A 20742-nucleotide genomic window follows, 5' to 3' on the forward strand; every position below is an offset into this window, starting at 1 on the left:
CGTTACTTACGGGTCTGAAGCGGTTTAACTAACCCTTCCAGACCCTCAATTTTTATTGTCAGGGTGAGTTGCATGAGATCGCCCAGCAGACCAGACGGAAAGTCCCCACTGCGGGCAAACCACAGCAGATAAGGCTCAGGCAGATCGATCAGCATCCGCCCCTTATATTTGCCAAACGGCATAGGCGTATTAGCTATCGCCACCAGCTGATGTTCATCCATCTGAGGCTCCCAGCAGGCGGATCATTTCCGCTTCATCAATCACTTCGATGCCAAGCTCCGCTGCTTTCGCCAGCTTTGAACCGGCCGCTTCACCGGCAATCAGCAAATCGGTTTTCTTCGAGACACTGCCGCTGACTTTTGCGCCCAGTGCGATCAGCTGCGCTTTGGCATCATCGCGGTTCATCTGCGACAGTGAGCCGGTCAGCACCACCGTTTTACCGGCGAACGGACTGTCGATCTCTTCGGCTCTCACCACCACCACCTGCGGCCAGTGAATGCCGATATCTTCGACCAGCTGGCGGATAACCTCACGGTTGCTCTCCTCTTCCATGAAGTTGCGCACGTGTGCCGCAACGACTTTGCCGACATCCGGCACCGCAATCAGCGCCTCAAGATCGGCATCCATAACCTTCTGCAATTCACCAAAATGGTTAGCCAGATTGGCAGCGGTGGCTTCACCCACTTCACGAATGCCCAGTGCATAGAGGAATCGCGCCAGCGTAGTCGATTTCGCTTTCTCCAGCGCGTCGACAACGTTTTGTGCCGATTTCGGCCCCATGCGATCCAGTCCGGTCAGTTTGCCCGCCGTGAGACGGAACAGATCCGCAGGTGTGTTGACGTACTCTTTCTCCACCAGCTGGTCGATAATCTTATCGCCCATGCCATCAACATCCAGCGCCCGGCGCGAGACAAAATGCTTCAGCGCCTCTTTGCGCTGAGCACCGCAGATTAAACCACCCGTGCAGCGCGTAACCGATTCCCCTTCGACCCGTTCTACTTCGGAACCACAGACCGGACAGTGTGCCGGGAACAGGACTTCACGCGTCTGTTCAGGGCGCTCGGCCATCACCACGTTGACCACCTGCGGGATCACATCACCGGCGCGGCGAATGACGACCCGATCCCCGATGCGTAATCCCAGCCGCTCAATTTCATCCGCATTATGCAGCGTGGCATTGCTGACGATCACGCCCGCGACCTGCACCGGCTCCAGGCGAGCCACCGGTGTGATAGCCCCGGTGCGGCCAACCTGAAATTCGACGTCCCGCACCCAGGTCAGTTGTTCCTGTGCCGGGAATTTAAAGGCAATCGCCCAGCGCGGCGCACGCGCCACAAAGCCCAGCTTTTCCTGCAGTTCCTGTGAATCGACTTTGATCACCACGCCATCAATATCAAAACCCAGATTCGGACGCTGTTGTTCAATATCACGATAGAAAGCCAGGGCTTCTTCTGCGTTGTGCACCAGCTTAATGCGGTCGCTGACAGGCAGGCCCCAGGCTTTAAACTGTTGCAGACGCCCCATGTGACTGTGCGGCATCTCACCGCCTTCCAGCAGGCCAAAACCGTAGCAGAAGAAGGTCAGCGGACGTTTGGCGGTAATGCGCGGATCCAGCTGACGCAGAGAACCGGCTGCTGCATTGCGCGGATTAGCAAAGACTTTGCCATCAGTCCGGCGTGCTTCCTCATTCAGCTTTTCAAAGCCGCGCTGCGTCATAAATATTTCGCCACGCACTTCCAGCCGTGCCGGAATGTTGTCGCCTTTAAGCCGCAGCGGGATAGCGCGAATGGTGCGGACATTGGCGGTAATGTTCTCGCCGGTTGTGCCGTCACCGCGCGTTGCGGCCCGGACCAGCAGACCATTTTCATACATCAGGCTGACCGCAGCGCCATCAAGCTTGAGTTCACAGCAGTAGGTAATGTCGTCACTGCTTTTCAGCCGATCCTGCACCCGCTTGTTGAAGGCCATAAACGTGGCTTCATCAAAGGCGTTATCCAGCGACAGCATCGGAACTTCATGGCGCACCTGCTCGAAGACCGTCAGCGGCGCGGCACCCACGCGTTGTGTCGGCGAGTCCGGCGTAATGAGATCCGGGTGCTCCTCTTCCATCTGACGCAGTTCACGCATCAGACGATCGTATTCAGCATCCGGCACTTCCGGCGCATCCATAACGTGATAGAGATATTCATGATGTCGCAACGTGGTGCGCAGTTCGGTGATGTGATCCTGGACGGATTTCATAAAGCCCCATCAGATAAAAAACCCCCGACAGGCGGGGGTTTGTTTTTAACAATTCAGATAGCGTTTAGCGCAGGTCTCAGACGCCAACCACATCGCGGATACGCGCTTTGTAAGTTTCCAGCTTCTGTGGCGTCATCATGCGACGCTCATCATCCAGCACCACGCCACCCACATCATCAGCGATACGCTGAGCCGACTGCAGCATCAGCTTGAAGTTCTGATTCGCATCGCCATAAGAAGGCACCATCATAAAGATAGAGATGCCAGGCGTGCTGAAATCGGTCATCAGATCAGGATTGAACGAACCCGGCTTAACCATATTGGCCAGACTGAACAATACCGGGCCGCTGCCAGCCGGACTGAGATGACGATGGAAAATGTTCATTTCACCAAACTGGAAGCCCGCCTGGAGAATACCCTGCAGTAGTGCCTCACCGTTCAGTTCACCGCCCGAGTGTGCGGCAACATGCAGCACCAGTACCGCTTCTTTCGGTTTTTCCGCTGGCGCTTTAGCAGCAGGCTGTGCCGGCGCGGGCGCCGGTGTCACTTCAGGCTGCGGCTCAGGTTCTGCCTGGTACTGCGGTGCTGGCTGTACAGATTCCAGCGGGTCGAGATCCAGCAGCGGGTCGGCCTGAACCGGCGGCGCGACAAAAGTGGGTGCGGGCTGCTGACGAACCGGTTCAGGGCGCGACTGCGGAGCAGGCTGCGGTGCCGTGTTAAAAAGCGGGTCGCTTTCAGATTCGGGTTGCGGTGCGGGTCGTGGCGCAGGCTGACGCACAGGCTCAGCGGGCGCAGGCTTACGCGGCGCTTCTGGCTGTGGCTCGCGAATCTCATCGAAACGCGGTTCCTGATGTACGTTGCGATCAGAACGAACGCGAACCTCGCCGACGCCATCATCCTCGTCGTCAATCAGGTCCTGCTCATCATTTTCATCACGTTGTTTTAGACGTTTGTGCGGGCGATCGCGGAACACTGACGAACGCTCTTTACGGCTGGTCCACAGCCCGTGAAGAAGGAGCGCTATAATGGCGATCGCGCCAACAACGATTAATATCAGACGCAAATCCTGCATCATTGTATTCTCTGTTGTTCCAATACCTTGCCACCGCGGCAAACTTTATCCTCTAACTGTATTTGCCCTGCTACACAAGTGCAAGTCTGTGCACTATTTTCTGACAAATAAGATAGGCAACCCACGCTTTTTCGCTGTTTTTTTACCCAAACGGCACCTGGCCTGGAGAAAAAGCCAGGTTATAGTGGGCACGCCTTAACATCTTCAGGAGAACTGGCTTTATGGCCCTTGAGAATTCCGTCTCAAATTTTAACGGCATGCACTACTTTAGCCAGGGCTGGAAACTGGTACGTCTGCCTGGTATTCGCCGCTTTGTGGTGATGCCGTTGCTGATCAATATTGTGATGCTGGGTGGCGCTTTCATCTGGCTTTTCTATCGTCTCGGTGACTGGATCCCGCGTCTGATGGCTCATATTCCGGACTGGCTGCAGTGGCTGAGCTATCTGTTATGGCCGCTGTCGGTGATTGCGATTGTGCTGGTGTTTAGCTACTTCTTTTCGACCGTGGCAAACTTAATTGCCGCACCCTTTTGCGGTCTGCTGGCAGAACAGCTCGAAGGGCGTCTGACAGGCAAGCCCCTGCCGGACAGCGGCTGGGCTGGGTTGATTAAAGATGTGCCGCGCATCATGAAGCGCGAGTTGCAAAAACTGGGTTATTACCTGCCCCGCGCGCTGGGTCTACTGCTGCTCTATTTTATTCCTGGTTTTGGTCAGACCGTTGCGCCGGTGCTGTGGTTCCTGTTCAGCGCCTGGATGTTGTCCATCCAGTATTGCGACTACCCGTTCGATAACCATAAAGTGCCTTTTCAGCAGATGCGCAACGCCCTGCGTCAGCACAAAACGGCCAATATGCAGTTTGGCGCGCTAATCAGTCTGTTCACCATGATTCCGGTTCTGAACCTCGTGATCATGCCGGTTGCCGTCTGCGGTGCCACCGCCATGTGGGTCGATCGCTACCGGCCACAGCTGGCACGCAGTGAAGTGCGCTAAAATTATCAGCGCGCCTTATGCTCTTTTCAGCAGGGCTTATTGCCGGGTGACATATAGATATGCGATTTCTTTCCTTCCGCCCCCAGGCAGAACAGGTATGCTCATAGGGTTCCCAATAATTCATACAGTTAAGGACAGGCTATGAGTAAGATCTATGAAGACAACTCTTTGACAATTGGTCATACGCCATTGGTTCGACTGAACCGCATCGGTAACGGCCGCATCCTTGCGAAAGTTGAATCCCGCAACCCGAGCTTCAGCGTAAAATGCCGTATCGGTGCCAATATGATTTGGGACGCAGAAAAACGCGGTATTCTGAAACCGGGTGTTGAACTGGTGGAACCGACCAGCGGCAACACCGGTATTGCTCTGGCCTATGTCGCCGCAGCGCGCGGTTATAAATTAACGCTGACGATGCCAGAAACCATGTCAGTGGAACGCCGTAAGCTGCTGAAGGCGCTGGGCGCGACGCTGATATTGACCGAAGGCGCCAAAGGCATGAAAGGTGCCATCAGCAAAGCTGAAGAGGTTGTTGCCAGCAATCCGGATAAATATGTGCTGCTGCAGCAATTCAGCAACCCGGCCAACCCGGAAATCCATGAAAAGACCACCGGCCCGGAAATCTGGGAAGACACGGACGGCGAAGTGGATGTCTTTATTGCCGGTGTCGGCACCGGCGGTACGCTGACCGGCGTGAGCCGCTACATCAAAAACACCAAAGGCAAAAAAGATCTGATTACCGTCGCGGTTGAGCCGACCGATTCACCGGTGATTGCTCAGGCGCTGGCGGGCGATGAGATCAAGCCCGGCCCACACAAAATTCAGGGTATCGGCGCAGGCTTTATCCCGGGCAACCTTGAGCTGAATCTGGTGGACCGCGTTGTGGCCATCACCAATGAAGAAGCGATCAGTACGGCGCGTCGGCTGATGGAAGAGGAAGGTATTCTGGCCGGTATCTCATCCGGTGCTGCCGTTGCCGCGGCGCTGAAGCTGCAGGAAGATGAAGCCTTCGCCAACAAAAATATTGTGGTGATCCTCCCCTCCTCCGGTGAACGCTATCTGAGTACCGCCTTGTTTGCCGATCTCTTCACTGAAAAAGAGCTTCAGTAGCAGAGGCCGATAGTCCGAAAATGGAGAAAAAAGCACCCAATCGGGTGCTTTTTTGTGGTGCAGATCTCACTTTCATCACCCGGCAGATTGATTTCAGTGACGCCGCTCTGGTATTTAGACTGCCAATTATTTCGATGCCTGAAATTAATCCGCGTTTGAAGTGGATCAAGCTGAATCGATTTACAGATTCAGTGAAACGGCGAATCACGGCATAATTAACCGGTGACGTGTAGAATCGGTTTTGAGACGCAACGGACTGTAGATTTGACGCATGCGCGTCTTTGGTCAGCATGAAGCTATACCCGCGCACCTACACAGGCTAAAGTAAAGGCTCCAGGCTAGACTTTAGATCCATAACACTCATCCTGATAACGTTGGGGAAATAGAATGTTCCAGCAAGAAGTTACCATTACTGCACCAAACGGTCTGCACACTCGCCCAGCTGCGCAATTCGTTAAAGAAGCCAAAGCTTTCCAGTCAGAAATTACCGTGACCTCTAACGGTAAATCAGCGAGCGCGAAGAGCCTGTTCAAGCTGCAGACACTGGGTTTAACCCAGGGAACTGTTGTGACCCTTTCCGCGGAAGGTGAAGACGAGCAGAAAGCAGTTGAGCATCTGGTCAAACTGATGGCTGAACTGGAGTAATCTCCGCTCAGCTCTCCAGCAAATCGACTCCTCTGCGCCATTGAGTGCAAACATCTTGATCGCGGACAACCTGTCCGCGTTATTGCTTTCGTAGAGTACGTGTCCCGCGACAATGGCACCGCACAGAGTCCCATCAGCCATCGTGATTAAAAGGTAGCGTTATGATTTCAGGCATTTTAGCATCACCAGGTATCGCTTTCGGCAAAGCACTGCTGCTGAAAGAAGACGAGATCGTCATCAACCGCAAGAAAATTTCTGATGACCAGGTTGAGCAGGAAGTTCAGCGCTTCCTCGATGGCCGCAGCAAAGCGGCATTACAACTGGAAGCGATTCGCGTCAAAGCGGGTGAAACCCTCGGTGAAGAGAAAGCAGCAATCTTCGAAGGCCACATTATGTTGCTGGAAGATGAAGAGCTGGAGCAGGAAATCATCGACCTGATCAAAAAAGATCACGCTTCTGCCGATGCTGCTGCTTACTCGGTCATCGATGGCCAGGCGAAAGCACTGGAGGAGTTAGATGACGAATATCTGAAAGAGCGTGCGGCTGACGTACGTGACATCGGTAAGCGACTGCTGCAAAACATCCTCGGTCTGCATATCGTTGACCTGAGCGCTATTCCGGACGAATCCATTCTGGTGGCAAAAGATTTAACGCCGTCAGAAACCGCACAGCTGAACCTGAAGAAGGTGCTGGGCTTTATCACCGATCTGGGTGGCCGTACCTCACATACCTCAATCATGGCGCGCTCGCTAGAGATCCCAGCCATTGTCGGTACCGGCAATGTGACCGTCACGGTTAAAAATGGCGATTTCCTGATTCTGGATGGCGTTAACAATGCGATTCACGTCAATCCTTCAGAAGCGATTCAGGAAGAGCTGAAAGCCGTACAGAACCAGTATCTGTCGGAAAAACATGAATTAGCCAAGCTGAAAGATCTGCCAGCCGTTACGCTGGATGGTCATCAGGTTGAAGTCTGCGCCAACATCGGTACTGTACGCGATATCGCCGGTGCTGAACGTAACGGCGCTGAAGGCGTGGGTCTCTACCGCACCGAATTCCTGTTCATGGATCGTGACTCACTGCCAAGCGAAGAAGAGCAGTTCCAGGCGTACAAAGCCGTCGCAGAAGCCATGGGTTCACAGGCCGTTATCGTGCGTACCATGGACATCGGCGGCGACAAAGACCTGCCTTACATGAACCTGCCAAAAGAAGAGAACCCGTTCCTCGGCTGGCGCGCTATCCGTATCGCCATGGACCGCAAAGAGATTCTGCATGCGCAGCTGCGTGCCATCCTGCGTGCCTCCTCTTTCGGTAAACTGCGCATCATGTTCCCGATGATTATTTCGGTTGAAGAAGTACGCAGCCTGAAAGCGGAACTGGAGCTGCTGAAAGCGCAGTTGCGTGAAGAAGGTAAAGCCTTTGATGAGAGCATCGAAGTCGGCATCATGGTGGAAACCCCGGCTTCAGCCGTGATTGCTCATCATCTGGCGAAGGAAGTCGACTTCTTCAGTATTGGGACAAACGATCTGACGCAGTATACTCTGGCGGTCGATCGTGGTAATGATTTGATCTCGCACCTGTACAACCCAATGACGCCGTCTGTGCTTAACTTAATCAAGCAAGTCATTGATGCATCTCACGCTGAAGGTAAATGGACCGGCATGTGTGGTGAGCTGGCAGGTGATGAACGTGCTACACTACTGTTACTGGGAATGGGGCTGGACGAGTTCAGCATGAGTGCCATTTCTATCCCTGGCATCAAGAAAATCATTCGTAATACTAATTTTGAAGATGCGAAGGCATTGGCGGAGCAGGCACTGGCTCAACCGACAGCGGAAGATTTAATGAACCTGGTAAACAAGTTCATTAAGGAAAAAACGCTCTGCTAATCTGCATGATGCTGGCCCCAAATTACTGCTTAGGAGAAGATCATGGGTTTGTTTTCTAAACTTTTTGGCGAAAAAACGGATAGCGCTGGGACAATTGACATCGTAGCGCCTCTGTCAGGCGAAATCGTCAACATTGAAGACGTACCAGATGTGGTGTTTGCAGAAAAAATCGTGGGCGACGGTATTGCGATCAAGCCCAGCGGCAACAAAATGGTTGCCCCTGTTGATGGCACTATCGGTAAGATTTTTGAAACCAATCACGCTTTTTCGATCGAATCAGACAATGGCATTGAGCTGTTCGTCCACTTCGGTATCGATACGGTTGAACTGAAAGGTGAAGGCTTCAAACGCATCGCTGAAGAAGGCCAGAAGGTCAAAAAAGGCGACGTGGTTATCGAGTTCGACCTGCCGTTGCTGGAAGAGAAAGCGAAATCAACCCTGACACCGGTTGTCATCTCCAATATGGATGAAATCAAGGAATTGATTAAGCTGACTGGCCAGGTCACCGTCGGCGAAACGCCGGTGATTCGCATCAGAAAGTAAGCATTCGTTCATAACATAACGGCACCCGCGGGTGCCGTTATCGTTTCTGCTGTATACCTGTTCAGGGCTGCCAGTGCGGCAGACGCAGCGTCAGTTCCAGTCCGCCTTCTGGCCGGTTTCTTGCCTCGACCTCACCATGATGCGCCAGCACCACCTTGCGCACGATAGCCAGTCCCAGACCATAACCTTTGCCCATCAGCGGCGAATTAACCCGCACAAACGGGTCAAAGATGCTGGAGAGTTTCTCCTCATCGACTCCTGGCCCCTGATCGCGCACCTGAATCACCAGCCACTGCTGTTCTGCGTGCAGATGAACATCAATCCGCTGCCCTGGCAGAGAGAAGCGCAGTGCGTTGCGTAACACATTTTCTGCTCCGCGCCGTATCAGCTCTGCATTGCCCCGCACGGTGTAATCAGCCCGATCGTCGACCTGCAACTCTACCTGCACGCCAGGGATCTGCGCTTCATAACGGACATCGGTAATAACCGCCTGCAGCAAGCCGGTCAGATCAAAATATTGCTCATCCGGGATGCTTTCATGCTCAGCCCGCGACAGTGTCAGCAGTTCACCGATCATCTTGTCCAGCCGACGCGCCTCTTCATCAATGCGATCAAGCGAACTGTTCACACTTTCTGGCGTCTGTCTGGCCAGCCCGGTCGCCAGCTGCAGTCGGGCCAGCGGTGAACGAAGCTCATGTGAGATATCATGCAACAGTTCTTCACGGGCGCGCACCAGGGTATCGAGCCGCTCGACCATGGCGTCAAAGGCTTCAGCGACGTTTGAGATCTCGTCGTGGCGCTTACGCATGATCGGAAACAGCCGCACGCTTAAATCGCCCTCAGCCACGCGGGAAAATCCTTCCCGCAGCTGACGCATAGGTCGCGTCAGATTCCAGGCCAGCAGCAGACTGAACAGCAATCCCACCGAGCCGGCGAAGACAAACATCGGCTCAGGAATATTCAGAAATTTGCGCGGCATCATGTTCAGCGTGCTGTCTTTACGCATGCCATCAAGGTCGTAGCGCAGCTGATAGGCTTTGCCATCCGCGCCACGAACCCAGCGCACCACCTCTTCAGGAAAGCGCCCTCTGATATCCATGTTGCCGCTGTTTTCTGATTGCGACGGTTTTGTCTGTTGGGTGACGTGGAAGAACTGCCGATCGCTGTTATCCCAGTCTGACAGCATCGCATTCAGCGCATCAGGCCCGCCCCGCTCCAGCACGGACGCGGCGGAGGTCATCTGCAGATCCACAATACGACGGATAGCCACGAGTTCAGGCGGTTCATGCCGTTTACCGGAGAGCGTAAAGCCGAGCCAGATAAGCTGGCTCATGATGACAAAAACGATCCAGAAGCCGATAAAGATCTTCCAGAACATGCGTCCACGGTAACTCTGTTTCATCGAATACGGTAACCGATGCTGCGAACGGTTTCGATGTTGATGCTGTCAGCGGTTAATGCACTGAGCTTCTGACGAATGTTACTGATATGTACATCGACGCTGCGGTCATAGGCTTCACGCGGACGACCGAGTCCCTTTTCAGAGAGCTCATCTTTTGACACCACTCTGTCCGGCGCACGCAGCAGCAGATCCAGCAGATTAAATTCCGACGCCGTCAGATCAAAGGTTTTACCCTGCCATTCGCTGATGCGGGTGGCGGGATTAAGCATCAGCTCCCCCCAGCGCAGCGGCTCTCTGGCATCTGGCTGCGGTGCCTGCTCTTCGAAACGGCGTAATACGGCGCGCAGTCGCGCCACCAGCTCACGGGGATAGCAGGGCTTGGGCATATAGTCATCCGCGCCCATTTCCAGACCGATCACGCGATCAATATTATCGCCTTTGGCGGTGAGCATAATCACCGGTATCCGGCTGTTCTGGCGCACCTGACGCAACACATCAATGCCGCTCATGTCGGGCAGCATAATGTCCAGAATCATGGCGGTGAACTCTCCCGATAACGCGCCCTGCACGCCAGCGCTGCCGGTCAGAACCAGCTGAGCATCAAACCCTTCCCCGATCAGGTACTGGCTTAACATCGTGCCTAATTCAACATCATCATCAACAAGCAAAATTTTCATAGTTATCTCTCTGGAGAATTGCCGCTATTTTGTCCTGTGCTGAACATTCGCGCAGCCTGATTTACGCGATCCTTACAGATTCAGTCTATCTGGCACCGAAAATTGGGGTTAAAAAAGGCCTGTGGGCAGTTAATGCGCGCACAGGCCTGATTCCGCATCAGCAGAGGTTACTGATGATAGAGTCCGGTAGAGAGATAACGGTCACCGCGATCGCAGGCGATCGCCACCACCACGCTGCCAGGATTGGCCTGCGCAATACGCAGCGCACCCGCCACCGCGCCGCCTGAACTGACGCCACAGAAAATGCCTTCACGGCGTGCCAGCGCGCGCATCGTCTCTTCCGCTTCCTTTTGCGTCATATCTATCACATCATCCACCAGATCGGGGCGGTAGATCCCCGGCAGATAAGCCAGCGGCCAGCGACGAATACCCGGAATACTGCTGCCTTCGCTGGGCTGCAAACCGATCACCTGCACGCCCGTGTTGAGCTCTTTAAGATAACGTCCCACGCCGGTAATGGTGCCGGTGGTGCCCATGCTGGAGACAAAATGAGTCATGCGCTGGTTCGACTGCTGCCACAATTCCGGGCCGGTGGTCTGATAGTGGCCCAGCGGATTATCGGGATTATTAAACTGGTCCAGCACCCGGCCTTCACCGCGCGCCGCCATCGCCTGGGCCAGATCGCGTGCACCCTCCATGCCCTGTTCACGTGGCACCAGAATTAACTCTGCGCCATAGGCGCGCATCGCGTCCTGCCGCTCCTGACTCATGTTGTCGGGCATCAGCAGGCGAAGTCGGTAGCCTTTCATCGCCGCGATCATCGCCAGCGCAATCCCGGTGTTGCCGCTGGTAGCTTCAATCAGCTGATCGCCAGGTGCAATATCACCACGCAGCTCTGCCTGATTGATCATCGACCAGGCCGCGCGATCTTTTACCGAACCTGCCGGATTATTGCCTTCCAGCTTGAGCCAGACCTCGCTGCCGTTGGCGGGCGTCAGGCGCTGCAACATAATCAGCGGGGTATTGCCGATGGTATTTTCGAGAGTCGTCACGGTGCGGTTCCTGGCATCTTACAAACCAGATGCGAAAAAAAGGCGGGAGTGACACTCCCGCCCGGTATTGAAGAGAAAATATCAGGCGCTTTGTGCAAAGGCAACTGCACGCAGTGGCGTATCGCCCTTATAGAGACGCGCCTGCTGCAAGCCAACAAACAGACGCTCGCCGCGAATCGGCGCAGCCTGCTCACCTTCAAACACCACCGAGACCGGCTCGCTCTGCCAGCCGACAGGCTGGACGACCAGCTGCCAGAAGTGTCCACGCGGGCTCACTTCCAGCACCTGAACCGGCAGCGGGGTTTCCAGGCTGCTACGGCGTGAAACGTCGATTTCCCACGGACGCAGGAACAGCTCAACCGCGCCCTGGTGGGCCGAGGTATAGCCCAGCGGCCAGTGATGCGCGCCAACATGGAACTGTGATCCCTGAATCTCGCCATCAAAGCGGTTCACCTCACCCAGGAATTCCAGCACAAAACGGGTCGCCGGATCGCGCCACACATCATCTGGCGTGCCGACCTGTTCAATGTTGCCCTGACTCATCACCACCACGCGATCCGCCACTTCCATCGCCTCTTCCTGGTCGTGGGTGACAAACACGCTGGTGAATTTCAGCTCTTCATGCAGCTGACGCAGCCAGCGGCGCAGCTCTTTACGTACCTGAGCATCCAGCGCGCCAAAAGGTTCATCCAGCAGCAGAATTTGTGGTTCAACCGCTAACGCACGCGCCAGCGCCACACGCTGTTTCTGGCCGCCCGACAGCTGCGCCGGGAAGCGATTCGCCAGATGGGCCAGCTGCACCATCTCCAGCAGACGGGTAACACGTTGTTTGATCTCCGCCGTTGAAGGACGCTCACGACGTGGCAGCACGGTCAGGCCAAAGGCGATGTTGTCGAATACCGTCATATGACGGAACAGCGCGTAGTGCTGGAAGACAAAACCGACCTGACGATCGCGCGCATGCAGGCGGCTGACATCGTTACCATGAAAACGGATGTGACCGCTGTTCTGATGCTCCAGCCCGGCAATAATGCGCAGCAGCGTGGTTTTACCCGAGCCTGACGGGCCAAGCAGCGCCACCATTTCACCCGAGGCAATATCCAGAGAGATATCGTTCAGCACCGATGTGCGACCAAAGGATTTGTTGATCTTGTTAATCTCAATGCTCATGATTTCCCTCCTGTTGCAGGCGTTTGTGCTGTTGCTCTAAACGCCACTGCACAATACTTTTCAGAAACAGCGTCACAATTGCCATCAGGGTTAACAGGGCGGCCGCGGTGAACGCGCCAACGGTGTTGTAGTCCTGATGCAATAATTCAACCTGAAGCGGTAACGTGTAGGTCTCACCGCGAATCGATCCCGATACCACCGAGACCGCACCAAATTCACCAATCGCACGGGCGTTGGTCAGCACGATGCCATACAGCAGCGCCCAGCGAATGTTCGGCAGCGTTACGCGGCGGAACATCTGCCAGCCAGAGGCGCCCAGCAACACCGCCGCTTCATCTTCGTGACTGCCCTGACTCAGCATCACCGGGACCAGTTCGCGCACCACAAACGGACAGGTCACAAACACCGTCGCCAGCACCATACCAGGCCAGGCAAACATAATCTGGATGTTATGCGCATCCAGCCAGCCGCCTGCCGGGCCATTAACGCCCCAGAACAGCAGATACATCAGACCGGCCACGACCGGGGACACGGCAAAAGGAATATCAAACAGGGTCAGCAGCAACTGACGACCCGGGAAGGTAAAGCGCGTCACCAGCCAGGCGAGCAGCGTGCCGAACACCAGGTTAACCGGTACGGTGATCAGCGCCACCATCACGGTCAGCCAGATGGCGTGCAGCATGTCCGGGTCTGCCAGATTGCTGAGGGCGACAATCAGCCCCTGATTCAGCGCTTCCCAGAAGATGGAGGCCATCGGCACCACCAGCAGCAGAATCGAGATCAGCGCGCCGATACCAATCAGCAGCCACTTGCCCCAGTTCACTGGCTGACGAGCAGCGTGAGTAATTTGTGAAACCTCAGCCATTAGTGACCTCCCAGACGACGGCCAAAGCGGCTCTGTAATGTGTTAATCGCAAATAACAGAATCAGCGATGCCGCCAGGATCACCGAGGCGATGGCGCTGGCCGCCGGATAGTCGAACTCCTGCAGCCGGACAAAAATCATCAGCGAGGTGACTTCCGTTTTCCAGGCGATGTTACCGGCAATAAAGATCACCGCACCAAATTCACCCAGGCTGCGGGTAAAGGAGAGCGCAGTCCCGGCCAGCAGCGCCGGTGCCACTTCCGGCAACACGACGCGGCGGAAGCTCTGCCATGGCGTGGCACCCAGCGTTTCGGCCGCCTCTTCATACTCCGGACCTAACTCTTCCAGCACCGGCTGTACGGTACGCACCACAAACGGAATGCTGGTAAAGGCCATGGCGATGGCGATACCAATCCAGGTGTAGGAAATTTTGATGTCGAACTGGGCGAACCACTGTCCATACCAGCCGTTGACCGAAAAGAGTCCGGCCAGGGTCAGACCTGCCACCGCCGTAGGCAGTGCAAATGGCAGATCCATCAGGCCATCCAGCAACGTCCGGCCCGGAAAACGGTAACGGGTCAGGATCCATGCCATCAGCATGCCGAACACCGCATTAAACAGTGAGGCGACGCCTGCAGAGAGCAGAGTTACTTTATAGGCGGCAATCAGCTGCGGATTGGTCACCACATCCCAGTACTGTTGCAGCGTCATCTGCGACAGCTGCATGATCACCGCGCTGATAGGCAGCAGCAGTATCAGACAGGTAAAGAGCAGGCTGGTGCCGAGGCTGAGACCAAAGCCGGGCAACACACGTTTCTGGCTGGCTGCAAACATTATCCGCGCCCCGCCGCTAACAACTTATCAAGCTCACCGCCGCTGACGAAGTGCGTCTTCATCACCTTATCCCAGCCGCCAAACGCCTCTTCCACCCGGAACAGGCTGGTCTGCGGGAAGCGATCTTTCTGCTCCGCCATCAGCTGTGCATTGTTCACGCGATAGTAGTAGTGAGTAATAATATTCTGCGCTTCAGGCGTGTAGAGATAGTTCAGATAAGCGCTGGCCGCATCAGCGGTTTTATTGGTCGCGACGTTTTTATCCACCCATGCCACCGGAAACTCCGCCAGAATGTTGGTTTTCGGCACCACCACTTCATACTCATCTTTGCCGTACTGGTTGCGGATGTTATTCACTTCGGACTCAAAGCTAATTAATACGTCGCCCAGGCCACGCTCAGCAAAGGTCGTGGTCGCACCGCGACCGCCGGTGTCGAACACTTCAACGTTTTTCAGGAATTGCGTCATAAAGGCACGGGTTTTGGCCTGATCGCCCCCGTCCGCTTTATCCGCTGCGCCCCAGGCGGCCAGATAGGTATAGCGGCCATTACCGGAAGTTTTCGGATTCGGGAAAATCAGCTTCACATCACTGCGGGTCAAATCTGACCAGTCGTGAATCTGTTTTGGATTTCCTTTGCGCACCAGAAACGCCATTGTGGAGTAGAAAGGCGAGCTGTTATTCGGCAGACGGCTTTTCCAGTCTGCGGCAATCAGGTTGCCTTTATCGTGCAGCACCTGCACATCCGTAACCTGATTGTACGTGACGACATCCGCGCGCAGTCCCTGCAGGATAGCCAGCGCCTGCTTTGATGAACCAGCGTGCGACATCTTAATGGTCAGTGGATCGCCGGGATGGCTGGCATCCCACTGTTTAACGAAGGGAGCATTCAGGGCGACAAACAGCTCCCGCGAAACATCGTAAGAGCTATTAAGGAGTTCAGTGGCATTGGCTGCGCCGGCCAGGCTCAGCGACAACGCGATACCGCTCACGATTTTTTTCATCGCTTGTAATGTCATTTGGCACCCTGAAAAAGTTTGATGCGGATCTCACCCGCTGAGGCACCAGTTTATTTATAACTCAGTGAAAACCAGTAACGGTTTTATATATCGTTTGATGATTTCAAAGTCGAAAAAAGCATAAGACGACGGCACTGTTTATGCAGAAATCAGCAAAAGCCGATGGGGAGGAGGAACCCCGTGCCGCACGCTCCGGCAAGGGTTTGGGAGGCTCAGCGGCCGCCTGACGGGCGGCGCGCTGAAGACGAGGAATTAACGCTGCCAGACAATCTTGCTGATTTTCCAGCTTTTCAGCGTATCGTCAGAGGGCATTAATCCCTCAGGTCCATGCCAGTCACCCTGATAAACATAGGTCAGATGCTGACTTCCAGGCGCGCGGCACGCCACGTCACGTGCATCGGTGCCGCTGGCTAAGGTGCAGTTGTCGAAGGCTTTGCTGAACTTATTACTGAAGACATCACCCACTTTGCTGCCATCGCTGCTGGCGATTGCGCTGTCCATGACCTCAATACGTTCGACCTGCGACTGCCCGTAAATCACCAGCTTAACGTTGCCATCATCCAGCGCCTGCCAGAAAGAGACCACCTGACCGTTCTGGCTGCGCATGCCCTGACGCAGGCTATAGTCACCGTTCAGTCCGGCATTAATCGCGTCCTCTTTCATGGCGGTCGAGGCAGTTAACCCACCCACGCCCTGTTCAGTCGCGGTCAGCGAGGAACCGAACCAGTTCCACGGCAGCGCCGAAGACCAGTGATACGTCAGCGGATTCCACCAGCTTGCCTGCTGGCTGCTGTCAGCGCCGGAACCCGAACTGGCACAGCCGCTCAGTACAACGGCGGCGATCAGTAGCGTGGAACGAACAGCTTTCATGAGAACTCCTGTAAATGCGATGCCGGAAAGGCGGAACTGATTGGAGTCGCAAAGCGACAAAAAGTTTAGTGAAGATGATGTTCGGGCAGAAAGCAGTCGCGACAGCGGCGGCTGGATTGCAGCCAGATCAGGGCCAGCAGGTCAAAGAGAGTCAGCAGCAATGGCAGCGGTGAGGTGAGCAGATCGCCCTGCACAAACTGCATTCCCTGCCAGAGCAGATTCACCAGCAGCGACAGCGCCAGCACGCTGCGCCAGTGCTGCCAGAGTCGCGGCAGTCGGGTGCGATAGCCGGTCAGCAGCAGGCCCGCCAGCGCCGGTAAACCCAGCGCAAGGCCGATCCAGAACGCCTGACGATCCGGATAGAACAGCGCCAGCAGATCGTTGCCCTGCTGCCGTGACGCCCCGGCCATTACCAGCAGCAGCCAGGTCCGCGCCTGGAGTAACAGGATCAGCCAAAAAAGAAACGGCAGCCGCAGCTGCCCTCTGGCGTCATACTCGTCCGGCAGATAGCCCGGTGACGGCTTAGTATTCACGATCTTCGATCAGACGTTTACCAAACAGCAGCGCATCGACCGGCTCATAATCAAGCTTCTCATAGAACGCCACCACCTGGTCATTCTCTTCACGGATCATCAGATGCAGTTTCGGACAGCCGCGCGCGATAAGCTTCTTCTCCAGACGGTTCATCAGCGCATTCGCAAAGCCGCGTCCCTGATAGTCGGGATGCACGGCCAGATAGTAAGCCGCGCCGCGATGGCCATCATAGCCGCCCATCAGTGTGCCAACGACCACGCCGCCCACTTCAGCGACCAGAAAGAGATCGGGGTCGTGATTCATTTTGCGTTCGATATCCAGCTCCGGATCGTTCCATGGCCGTAACAAATCGCAACGTTCCCATAAGGTGATCACTTCTTCAAAATCTTCCTGGCGGAAGGCGCGGATTTCCATCTTCTTTACCTGCAAATAAGCACAATTTGCTGATTATCACGCATTCTCTGCCGCACGCAACCCTCCAAGACGGGCGACAAATAAAAAAGCGCAAATTTACTGTTCGCGACCTGCAATACAAAGTAATGCCCTGAAATGGTTCTGTGATCGCAGGCAGCAGCCCCTTAGGCTATAACACCGGCAAGATTCCTGTTACCGGACCCGCACATGCACCTGCTTAAACGTTTGATTCATCGCCGTCAGTTACTGCTTTCCGGGCTGGCTCTGGCCATTCTATCGCCGCGCGCGGTTCAGGCTAAAGAGCAGTCTGCACTTACTGGTGCAAATCGTCACTCGCGCCCTGCCCCGCCCGCAAAGAACGGGAAACGTATCGTGATGATCGACCCCGGTCACGGCGGCATCGACTCTGGTGCCGTTGGCGAAGAGGGTTCCGAAGAGAAACACATCGTGCTGGAGATTGCCGGCAACGTGCAGCGTCAGTTACAGAGCCATCCGCGTATAGAAGTGCGTCTGACCCGCGACAGCGACCACTTTATTCCGCTCTATCAGCGGGTGGAGATCGCCCACCAGCACGGCGCAGATCTCTTTATGTCGATTCATGCCGACGGTTTTACCAGTCCCGATGCCAGCGGTGCCTCGGTGTTTGCGCTCTCTAATCGCGGTGCCAGCAGCTCGATGGCGCGTTATCTGTCACAGCGGGAGAACGATGCGGACAAGCTGGGTGGCGTGAAAGCGCAGCAGCAGGATCACTATCTGCAGCAGATCCTGTTCGATCTGGTGCAGACGGACACCATCAAAAACAGCCTGACGCTGGGCAAGCATGTACTGGATCAGATCCGCCCGGTTCATCATCTTCACAGCCAGCACACCGAGCAGGCTGCCTTCGCGGTACTCAAGTCACCGTCGATCCCCTCGGTGCTGGTCGAGACCTCCTTTATTACCAATCCGCGTGAAGAGCAGCTGCTTGGCACCACCGCGTTTCGCCAGAAAATCGCCTCGGCTATTGCCAGCGGCATCGTCAATTACTTTGATGAGTTTGATCGGCGCAACGCCTGATGCGTGTCGCCGGTTCAGGCCGTGCGACTCGCCGCACTCATGCAAGCGGCGCGGTTTTGCGTATAATCGCGTCAGACTTTGACAAACCATAAGCGAAAAAATGGCTGATATTTCCCGCGTAAAAGCATTCCTGCTCGCATTGCAGGATGAGATTTGTAACCAGCTGGCGGCTGAAGATGGCAGCGCAGCGTTTGCCGAAGATAGCTGGCAGCGTCCTGGCGGCGGCGGCGGTCAGAGCCGCGTTCTGCGCAACGGCGCGGTGTTTGAGCAGGCCGGCGTCAACTTTTCGCACGTGCATGGCGATCAGATGCCGGCATCCGCCACTGCACACCGGCCGGAGCTGGCGGGTCGCAGCTTTGAAGCGATGGGCGTGTCGCTGGTGATCCACCCGAACAATCCCTATGTGCCCACCAGCCACGCCAACGTGCGCTTTTTTATCGCGGAGAAACCGGGTGCCGATCCCGTCTGGTGGTTTGGCGGCGGATTTGACCTGACCCCTTTTTATGGCTTCGAAGAAGATGCGCTGCACTGGCACCAGACTGCCGCTGACCTCTGCCAGCCTTTTGGCGAGGATGTCTATCCGCGCTATAAAAAGTGGTGTGATGACTATTTCTACCTGAAGCATCGTGATGAGCAGCGCGGCATTGGCGGCCTGTTTTTTGACGATCTCAACACGCCCGACTTTGAGCAGAGCTTCAGCTTTATGCAGTCGGTTGGCCGCGGCTTTATGGATGCCTATCGGCCGATTGTAGCGCGCCGTAAAGCGCACCCGTGGGGCGATCGTGAGCGCCAGTTCCAGCTCTATCGCCGTGGTCGCTACGTGGAGTTTAATCTGGTGTGGGACCGCGGCACGCTGTTTGGTCTGCAGACAGGCGGTCGCACTGAGTCGATCCTGATGTCGATGCCACCGCTGGTACGCTGGGAATATGATTATCAGCCCGATGCCGACTCACCTGAAGCCGCCCTCTATCGCGATTTCCTGCCGGTTAAGAACTGGCTGAACCTGCCAGTCTGATCGTTTCTGCCGCTGCAGCGCGGGTCTCAACCCGCGCTGCGCTTACCTCTCGCCTGATCGGCCTCTTCTTTTTGACAGGGCACAGATTGCTACAGTGTGGCCTGCGTCATTCCTCCTGACTGCTATGCTTATGGGTGGAATATGGCGCACCCCACGGTTAACACCGCATGACGGCTCCTTCGCACCGCCTCGCAGCGCAACAATCAGAGAAACCGCATGTTCATCAGAAACTCTCTGTTGCAATGTTATGGGTTCGCGTTCCCGGTAGCAGAACATGCCACAGACCGGCTGCGAGGCCTGAGGTGCCCCCTGTTCGCTTTCATTTTTCTTTTCAAGGAGTTTAGAGATGAACCAGCTAGAAGCCCTAAAACAGTTCACCACCGTGGTGGCGGACAGTGGTGATATCGAATCGATTCGTAATTACCATCCGGAAGACGCCACCACCAACCCCTCACTCATTCTGAAAGCGTCCGGTCTCGAAGGGTATAAGCACCTGATGGATGACGCGATTGAGTACGCCAAAAAACAGGGCGGCAGCAAAGAGACGCAGATTATCAACGCCAGCGACAAAGTGGCGATCAACCTTGGTATGGAAATCCTGAAAAGCATACCGGGCCGTGTTTCGACCGAAGTGGATGCGCGCCTCTCCTTCGATCGTGGCATGTGTGTGACCAAAGCAGAAAAACTGATTCGGATGTATGAAGAGCACGGTATTGATCGCTCACGCGTACTGATTAAGCTGGCCTCGACCTGGGAAGGCATCCGCGCTGCGGAAGAGCTGGAGAAAAACGGCATTCAGTGCAACCTGACACTGCTCTTCTCCTTTGCTCAGGCGCGTGCCTGTGCCGAAGCGGGCGTGTTCCTGATCTCCCCGTTCGTTGGCCGCATCTACGACTGGTATAACTCGCGCAAACCCATGGACCCCTACGTGGCAGATGAAGATCCGGGCGTGAAATCCGTGCGTCGCATCTACGATTACTACAAAAAGCACCGTTACAGCACCATCATCATGGGCGCCAGCTTCCGTAAAGTGGAGCAGATTATCGCGCTGGCAGGCTGCGACCGCCTGACCCTGTCACCTAACCTGCTGGAAGAGTTGCAGAACAGTGATGCGCCGCTTGAGCGCAAACTGGAGCCTTCAACTGAAGGCTTCCACCAGCCGTCGCCGCTCTCCGAGGCGGAGTTCCGTTGGGAACATAATCAGGATCCGATGGCAGTTGAAAAACTCTCTGACGGCATCCGCCAGTTCGCGGTTGACCAGCAGAAGCTGGAAGATGTGCTCGCCGCACGCCTGTAGTCTTTATTTTAGTCGGGCGGGACTTTCCCGCCCTGATGCATAACAAGGGAGA

The 20742-nt window shown here is 55.4% G+C and carries 21 protein-coding genes; 8 read left to right on the forward strand and 13 right to left on the reverse strand.

The window, feature by feature from the left end; translation table 11 throughout:
- Window positions 1-2 precede the first annotated feature (2 nt).
- From FOV68_RS19660 to zipA, 3 genes are all read right to left on the reverse strand, one after another.
- A complete protein-coding gene (locus tag FOV68_RS19660) occupies window positions 3-221 on the reverse strand; it encodes a DUF3820 family protein (protein ID WP_003848878.1) in 219 nt (72 codons plus the stop codon).
- Window positions 214-2241, reverse strand: a complete 2028-nt coding sequence (gene ligA, locus FOV68_RS19665) for an NAD-dependent DNA ligase LigA (protein ID WP_143991388.1) — start codon at window positions 2239-2241, stop codon at window positions 214-216. The genes FOV68_RS19660 and ligA overlap by 8 nt, the downstream gene beginning before the upstream one ends.
- 76 nt (window positions 2242-2317) lie before the next feature.
- Window positions 2318-3316: a cell division protein ZipA gene (gene zipA / locus FOV68_RS19670; protein WP_109650952.1), complete on the reverse strand. Its 999-nt coding sequence runs from the start codon at window positions 3314-3316 to the stop codon at window positions 2318-2320.
- A gap of 218 nt (window positions 3317-3534) precedes the next feature.
- Here zipA and cysZ point away from each other — a divergent pair, with 218 nt between their 5' ends.
- The 5 genes from cysZ to crr all read left to right on the forward strand — a co-directional run bounded on the left by cysZ (window position 3535) and on the right by crr (window position 8489).
- Entirely contained in the window at window positions 3535-4302 is a 768-nt protein-coding gene (gene cysZ / locus FOV68_RS19675; protein ID WP_134161051.1) for a sulfate transporter CysZ, read from the forward strand.
- A gap of 141 nt (window positions 4303-4443) precedes the next feature.
- Window positions 4444-5412 carry a cysteine synthase A gene (gene cysK, locus FOV68_RS19680; RefSeq protein WP_010259895.1) on the forward strand — a complete coding sequence of 323 codons (969 nt, stop codon included), beginning with the start codon at window positions 4444-4446 and terminating at the stop codon, window positions 5410-5412.
- 387 nt (window positions 5413-5799) lie between these two features.
- Window positions 5800-6057 carry a phosphocarrier protein Hpr gene (gene ptsH, locus FOV68_RS19690; RefSeq protein WP_003848868.1) on the forward strand — a complete coding sequence of 86 codons (258 nt, stop codon included), beginning with the start codon at window positions 5800-5802 and terminating at the stop codon, window positions 6055-6057.
- 161 nt (window positions 6058-6218) lie between these two features.
- The gene (gene ptsI, locus FOV68_RS19695; RefSeq protein WP_003848857.1) at window positions 6219-7946 is read left to right on the forward strand and encodes a phosphoenolpyruvate-protein phosphotransferase PtsI; all 1728 of its coding nucleotides are present in this window, start codon (window positions 6219-6221) and stop codon (window positions 7944-7946) included.
- A 42-nt stretch (window positions 7947-7988) separates the two neighbouring features.
- A complete protein-coding gene (gene crr / locus FOV68_RS19700; RefSeq protein ID WP_010259911.1) occupies window positions 7989-8489 on the forward strand; it encodes a PTS glucose transporter subunit IIA in 501 nt (166 codons plus the stop codon).
- Between the two features lie 61 nt (window positions 8490-8550).
- On the opposite strand, the gene FOV68_RS19705 is transcribed toward crr, so the two are convergent.
- The 10 genes from FOV68_RS19705 to FOV68_RS19750 all read right to left on the reverse strand — a co-directional run bounded on the left by FOV68_RS19705 (window position 8551) and on the right by FOV68_RS19750 (window position 17322).
- Window positions 8551-9891 (reverse strand): ATP-binding protein, encoded by a 1341-nt coding sequence (locus FOV68_RS19705; protein WP_143991389.1) that lies wholly within the window; start codon window positions 9889-9891, stop codon window positions 8551-8553.
- Window positions 9888-10568 (reverse strand): response regulator transcription factor, encoded by a 681-nt coding sequence (locus FOV68_RS19710; RefSeq protein ID WP_010671364.1) that lies wholly within the window; start codon window positions 10566-10568, stop codon window positions 9888-9890. The genes FOV68_RS19705 and FOV68_RS19710 overlap by 4 nt, the downstream gene beginning before the upstream one ends.
- A 167-nt stretch (window positions 10569-10735) precedes the next feature.
- Window positions 10736-11620, reverse strand: coding sequence for a cysteine synthase CysM (gene cysM, locus FOV68_RS19715; protein WP_039390845.1), 885 nt, complete (start codon window positions 11618-11620; stop codon window positions 10736-10738).
- 81 nt (window positions 11621-11701) lie between these two features.
- A complete protein-coding gene (gene cysA / locus FOV68_RS19720) occupies window positions 11702-12790 on the reverse strand; it encodes a sulfate/thiosulfate ABC transporter ATP-binding protein CysA (protein ID WP_031590525.1) in 1089 nt (362 codons plus the stop codon).
- A complete protein-coding gene (gene cysW, locus FOV68_RS19725; protein WP_143991390.1) occupies window positions 12780-13655 on the reverse strand; it encodes a sulfate/thiosulfate ABC transporter permease CysW in 876 nt (291 codons plus the stop codon). The genes cysA and cysW overlap by 11 nt, the downstream gene beginning before the upstream one ends.
- Window positions 13655-14488 carry a sulfate/thiosulfate ABC transporter permease CysT gene (gene cysT, locus FOV68_RS19730; RefSeq protein ID WP_010259932.1) on the reverse strand — a complete coding sequence of 278 codons (834 nt, stop codon included), beginning with the start codon at window positions 14486-14488 and terminating at the stop codon, window positions 13655-13657. The genes cysW and cysT overlap by 1 nt, the downstream gene beginning before the upstream one ends.
- Window positions 14488-15504: a sulfate ABC transporter substrate-binding protein gene (locus tag FOV68_RS19735; RefSeq protein WP_010671362.1), complete on the reverse strand. Its 1017-nt coding sequence runs from the start codon at window positions 15502-15504 to the stop codon at window positions 14488-14490. Before FOV68_RS19735 ends, cysT begins: the two co-directional genes overlap by 1 nt.
- Before the next feature lie 252 nt (window positions 15505-15756).
- On the reverse strand, window positions 15757-16374 hold the full coding sequence (locus FOV68_RS19740; protein ID WP_010671361.1) for an RpoE-regulated lipoprotein: 618 nt from the start codon (window positions 16372-16374) through the stop codon (window positions 15757-15759).
- 65 nt (window positions 16375-16439) lie between these two features.
- Entirely contained in the window at window positions 16440-16907 is a 468-nt protein-coding gene (locus FOV68_RS19745; protein WP_010259942.1) for a DUF2919 family protein, read from the reverse strand.
- Window positions 16897-17322: a GNAT family acetyltransferase gene (locus FOV68_RS19750; RefSeq protein ID WP_003848834.1), complete on the reverse strand. Its 426-nt coding sequence runs from the start codon at window positions 17320-17322 to the stop codon at window positions 16897-16899. The genes FOV68_RS19745 and FOV68_RS19750 overlap by 11 nt, the downstream gene beginning before the upstream one ends.
- Before the next feature lie 207 nt (window positions 17323-17529).
- Here FOV68_RS19750 and amiA point away from each other — a divergent pair, with 207 nt between their 5' ends.
- The 3 genes from amiA to tal all read left to right on the forward strand — a co-directional run bounded on the left by amiA (window position 17530) and on the right by tal (window position 20690).
- On the forward strand, window positions 17530-18378 hold the full coding sequence (amiA, locus tag FOV68_RS19755) for an N-acetylmuramoyl-L-alanine amidase AmiA (protein ID WP_010259947.1): 849 nt from the start codon (window positions 17530-17532) through the stop codon (window positions 18376-18378).
- Window positions 18379-18478: 100 nt separating this feature from the next.
- Entirely contained in the window at window positions 18479-19393 is a 915-nt protein-coding gene (hemF, locus tag FOV68_RS19760; protein ID WP_143991391.1) for an oxygen-dependent coproporphyrinogen oxidase, read from the forward strand.
- A gap of 346 nt (window positions 19394-19739) precedes the next feature.
- Window positions 19740-20690: a transaldolase gene (gene tal, locus FOV68_RS19765; protein ID WP_010259954.1), complete on the forward strand. Its 951-nt coding sequence runs from the start codon at window positions 19740-19742 to the stop codon at window positions 20688-20690.
- Window positions 20691-20742 lie beyond the last annotated feature (52 nt).

Source organism: Pantoea sp. paga, assembly GCF_007558755.1.
Classification (GTDB): domain Bacteria; phylum Pseudomonadota; class Gammaproteobacteria; order Enterobacterales; family Enterobacteriaceae; genus Pantoea; species Pantoea agglomerans.

Excerpts from the sequence above, each read along its gene's own strand:
- FOV68_RS19660 (WP_003848878.1), bottom strand. The coding sequence starts at position 221 with ATGGATGAACATCAGCTGGTGGCGATAGCTAATACGCCTATGCCGTTT.
- ligA (WP_143991388.1), bottom strand. The coding sequence starts at position 2,241 with ATGAAATCCGTCCAGGATCACATCACCGAACTGCGCACCACGTTGCGA.
- zipA (WP_109650952.1), bottom strand. The coding sequence starts at position 3,316 with ATGATGCAGGATTTGCGTCTGATATTAATCGTTGTTGGCGCGATCGCC.
- cysZ (WP_134161051.1), top strand. The coding sequence starts at position 3,535 with ATGGCCCTTGAGAATTCCGTCTCAAATTTTAACGGCATGCACTACTTT.
- cysK (WP_010259895.1), top strand. The coding sequence starts at position 4,444 with ATGAGTAAGATCTATGAAGACAACTCTTTGACAATTGGTCATACGCCA.
- ptsH (WP_003848868.1), top strand. The coding sequence starts at position 5,800 with ATGTTCCAGCAAGAAGTTACCATTACTGCACCAAACGGTCTGCACACT.
- ptsI (WP_003848857.1), top strand. The coding sequence starts at position 6,219 with ATGATTTCAGGCATTTTAGCATCACCAGGTATCGCTTTCGGCAAAGCA.
- crr (WP_010259911.1), top strand. The coding sequence starts at position 7,989 with ATGGGTTTGTTTTCTAAACTTTTTGGCGAAAAAACGGATAGCGCTGGG.
- FOV68_RS19705 (WP_143991389.1), bottom strand. The coding sequence starts at position 9,891 with ATGAAACAGAGTTACCGTGGACGCATGTTCTGGAAGATCTTTATCGGC.
- FOV68_RS19710 (WP_010671364.1), bottom strand. The coding sequence starts at position 10,568 with ATGAAAATTTTGCTTGTTGATGATGATGTTGAATTAGGCACGATGTTA.
- cysA (WP_031590525.1), bottom strand. The coding sequence starts at position 12,790 with ATGAGCATTGAGATTAACAAGATCAACAAATCCTTTGGTCGCACATCG.
- cysW (WP_143991390.1), bottom strand. The coding sequence starts at position 13,655 with ATGGCTGAGGTTTCACAAATTACTCACGCTGCTCGTCAGCCAGTGAAC.
- cysT (WP_010259932.1), bottom strand. The coding sequence starts at position 14,488 with ATGTTTGCAGCCAGCCAGAAACGTGTGTTGCCCGGCTTTGGTCTCAGC.
- FOV68_RS19735 (WP_010671362.1), bottom strand. The coding sequence starts at position 15,504 with ATGACATTACAAGCGATGAAAAAAATCGTGAGCGGTATCGCGTTGTCG.
- FOV68_RS19740 (WP_010671361.1), bottom strand. The coding sequence starts at position 16,374 with ATGAAAGCTGTTCGTTCCACGCTACTGATCGCCGCCGTTGTACTGAGC.
- FOV68_RS19750 (WP_003848834.1), bottom strand. The coding sequence starts at position 17,322 with ATGGAAATCCGCGCCTTCCGCCAGGAAGATTTTGAAGAAGTGATCACC.
- amiA (WP_010259947.1), top strand. The coding sequence starts at position 17,530 with ATGCACCTGCTTAAACGTTTGATTCATCGCCGTCAGTTACTGCTTTCC.
- hemF (WP_143991391.1), top strand. The coding sequence starts at position 18,479 with ATGGCTGATATTTCCCGCGTAAAAGCATTCCTGCTCGCATTGCAGGAT.
- tal (WP_010259954.1), top strand. The coding sequence starts at position 19,740 with ATGAACCAGCTAGAAGCCCTAAAACAGTTCACCACCGTGGTGGCGGAC.